At 63.7% G+C, this 3,496-nt stretch carries 2 protein-coding genes; both read left to right on the forward strand.

Annotated elements, in window-relative coordinates; translation table 11 throughout:
- The coding region (locus ACH2EI_RS00880) for a Zn-binding domain-containing protein (protein WP_395158865.1) at window positions 1–1,976 on the forward strand (1,976 nt) is incomplete at its 5' end.
- On the forward strand, window positions 1,973–3,496 hold a 1,524-nt coding region (locus ACH2EI_RS00885), incomplete at its 3' end, for a DEAD/DEAH box helicase (protein WP_395158867.1). The genes ACH2EI_RS00880 and ACH2EI_RS00885, both read left to right, overlap by 4 nt.

The following is a 3,496-nucleotide window of genomic DNA, read 5'->3' on the forward strand; positions in this document are numbered from 1 at the left end:
CGTGCATCACGAATGTCTTGGAGGCCGACGGCAACGCTCCATCGCTGCACATCCGGCCCGACATCTGGAAGGCGTTGCTCGATCCGGATGCTCAGCGCCGAGCAGGCGATCGCGCCGCAGTGTTGATGAGCGACTTACAGGAGACGTGGCGAGCGAACGACGACGATCCAATGTGGTTCACGGATGATTGGCTGGCCTCGGTGATCCGCTTCGCTCCTGAGCGGCTTGATGCGGCATTCGATAGATGGCGCGATCTGTATCGGGCGGCGCTTGATGAGTACCGCGAGCAGGGCATCCTTGCTGTCGATACAACGGTCAACAAGCGGACTCGATCAACTGCGGCGGTTCGTGAGCGCGAGGCCCGCGATCGCCTCTCGGTCCTTCGTAACGATGACGCCGGCGAAGGCCAGACCGACTTCTACTCGTACCGCTACCTCGCGTCTGAAGGCTTCCTTCCCGGCTACTCGTTTCCGCGCCTCCCACTTGCTGCCTACATCCCGGGCAGCCGTCAACGAGTCGGGTTCGACAAAGGCGGCGACTACCTGCAGCGGCCGCGGTTCCTGGCGATCAGCGAATTCGGCCCGGGCGCCCTGATCTACCACGACGGGGCCCGGTTCGAGGTCAACCGAATTCAGCTACCTCGCCAGGCGGGCGACGCAACACAGATCGCCACTGAGACCGCACTCCGTTGCGAGGCGTGCGGTTATCACCATCTCGAGGGCGTGGGTGTCGACACCTGCGAGGCGTGCGGCGTGCGCCTCGGCGCGAAGACCTACAACTTGATGCGCCTGCTAACCGTTCATACGCGCCGACGCGAGCGCATTTCCAGTGACGAAGAGGAGCGGCGCCGGAGCGGTTTCGAGTTGGAGGTGAGCTACCGCTTCAACACGCGCGGCGACCGACCGAGGAAACTGATTGCGTTGGTCAACGACCGTGACGGCAACGCGCTACTCGAGTTGACCTACGGCGATGCTGCGACGATTCGTGTTGCGAACATTGGCCGACGCCGGCGCAAAGTCAAGGAGGATCGGGGCTTCTGGCTGCACACGGTCGAGGGACGCTGGCTGAGCGACCGCGAGGCATCTGAAGCCGACTCCGGCGATGGCGACGAGGTTGAGAGCGCCGAAGACGTGAGCACGAAGGCGAAGGTCACGCCGTACGTCGAAGACACAAGAAACATGCTTGTCGTGCGGTTCATGCGCGAGATGGGCGACGAGGAAGCCATCTCGATGCGATACGCGATCGAACGCGGTATCGAGGCCGAGTTCCAGCTGGAGGATTCTGAGCTGGCATCCCAATGGCTGCCTGACATCGATCAGCGGGGCCGATTCCTGCTGACGGAATCAGCCGAAGGTGGTGCCGGTGTGCTCCGACGTCTCGTCTCCGAGCCCGATGCCTTCGCACGGGCAGCGGCAAGGGCTCTCGAGATCGCACACTTCGATCCAGTCACCGGCAGCGATCTGGGGAGTGCGACCGGCGTCGAAGAGCGTTGCGCCCGGGGCTGCTACGACTGCCTCCTGAGCTACAACAATCAGTTCGAGCACGCCCTCATCGACCGCATGCTCGTCCAGCATCCACTTTGGGCGCTCGCCACGGCGACGACCGCTGCGGGATCTGGTGGCCGCGCCCCAGCCGCCGCGGCGGACTACCTCGAACGTTTTGCTGAATCGTCGCTCGAACGGAAATTCATCGACTGGCTCGTCGAGCACGGTCATCGACTCCCGGACAGGGCGCAGGTCACGAACACCGAGGCCAAGGCCCGACCGGACTTCGTCTACGACCTTCCGACGGGGACGGTGGGCGTCTTCATCGACGGCCCCGTGCACGACTCCCCACATCAATCCGAGCGAGACATGAACGCAGAAGAACGACTCATCGACGCCGGATGGCACGTCGTACGCGTGCGATACGACGATGACTGGCAGGCCGTCGCACGGGACAATCCGTCCGTCTTCGGGGCAGGGTCAGGCCGATGACCGACACAGCCACCAAACCCACGTTTACACCGGGCACGCTCGTGTCAGCACGCGGTCGCGAATGGGTGGTGCTCGCCGAGAGCGAAGCAGACCTCCTTGTACTTCGCCCACTCGGCGGGGGCGACGACGACACCGCCGCGGTATTCCCGGCATTGGAATCGGTCGAACCAGCGAGCTTCGCTCCGCCGACTGTTGCTGACCTTGGCGATGCGTCATCGGCACGGATGCTGCGGACAGCGCTCCGCCTCGGGTTCCGGTCGACGGCGGGCCCGTTCCGGTCCCTGGCGAACCTTGCGGTCGAACCGCGTGCATATCAGTACGTCCCCTTGATGGTGGCGCTCAAGCAAGAGACCGTCCGCATACTGATCGCGGACGACGTCGGCATCGGCAAGACGATCGAGACCGGACTCATCATCACCGAACTGATAGCGCAGGGCGATGCCCAACGGCTGGCGGTGCTGTGTAGCCCAGCACTCGCCGAGCAGTGGCAAGCGGAGCTTCGCGACAAGTTCGCAATCGATGCCGAACTCGTGCTGCCGTCGACGGTCACACGACTGACGAAGGGGCTGCTACTCAACGAATCACTGTTCGACAAGTACCCCTACGTGGTGATATCGACCGACTTCATCAAGTCCGCGAATCGGCGACAGGAGTTCATCAATCAGTGCCCTGACCTTGTTGTCGTGGACGAGGCGCATGGAGCCGTAGCCGACAGCGCCACACAGGGGTCGCGCACACAGCGCTACGAGCTACTCCAACTGCTCGCCGCCGACGCCGACCGGCACCTCATCCTCGTCACGGCGACACCCCACTCCGGCAAGGAGGAAGGATTCCGCAACCTCATCGGTCTTCTCGATCCGGCTCTTGCCAACGTGGATCTCGACTCCGACGCCGGTCGCGCTCATCTCGCCAAGCACTTCGTGCAACGCCGCCGAGCCGACATCCGCCAGTACCTCGATGAGAGCACCGCATTCCCGAAGGACCGCGAGACGCGTGAGGCGCCGTACGAACTGAGCAAGGAGTATCGGGCGCTCTTCGACAAGGTCATCGACTATGCCCGCGAACAAGTCGTTGGCACCGACGGCGTCGCGGTGCGGCAACGCGTTCGCTGGTGGGCTGCGCTTGCCTTGCTGCGCAGCCTTGCATCCTCACCCGCAGCCGCAGCAGCCACACTTCGCACCAGGGCCAAAACAGCGGACGCCACCTCGCCAGAGGAAGCCGACGCCATCGGTCGTGCCACCGTGCTTGACACCGGCATCGACGACACGGCCGAGGCCGCCGACGTCGTTGCAGGGGCTGACGGGATTTCCGCCGAGGACACCGGCGAGTCCTACCTGACGCAACGGCGCCGCCTACTTCAACTTGCCGTTCAAGCCGAAGCTCTCTCAGGCCCGAAGCTCGATCACAAGCTGGCAGCGCTGACAAAGGAGGTCAAGTCACTACTCGCCGACGGATTCGACCCGATCGTGTTCTGCCGCTTCATCCCAACGGCGAAGTACGTCGCCGACCATCTGAACTCA

Origin of the sequence: Ilumatobacter sp., from assembly GCF_041688325.1 — a bacterium.
GTDB lineage: Bacteria > Actinomycetota > Acidimicrobiia > Acidimicrobiales > Ilumatobacteraceae > Ilumatobacter_A.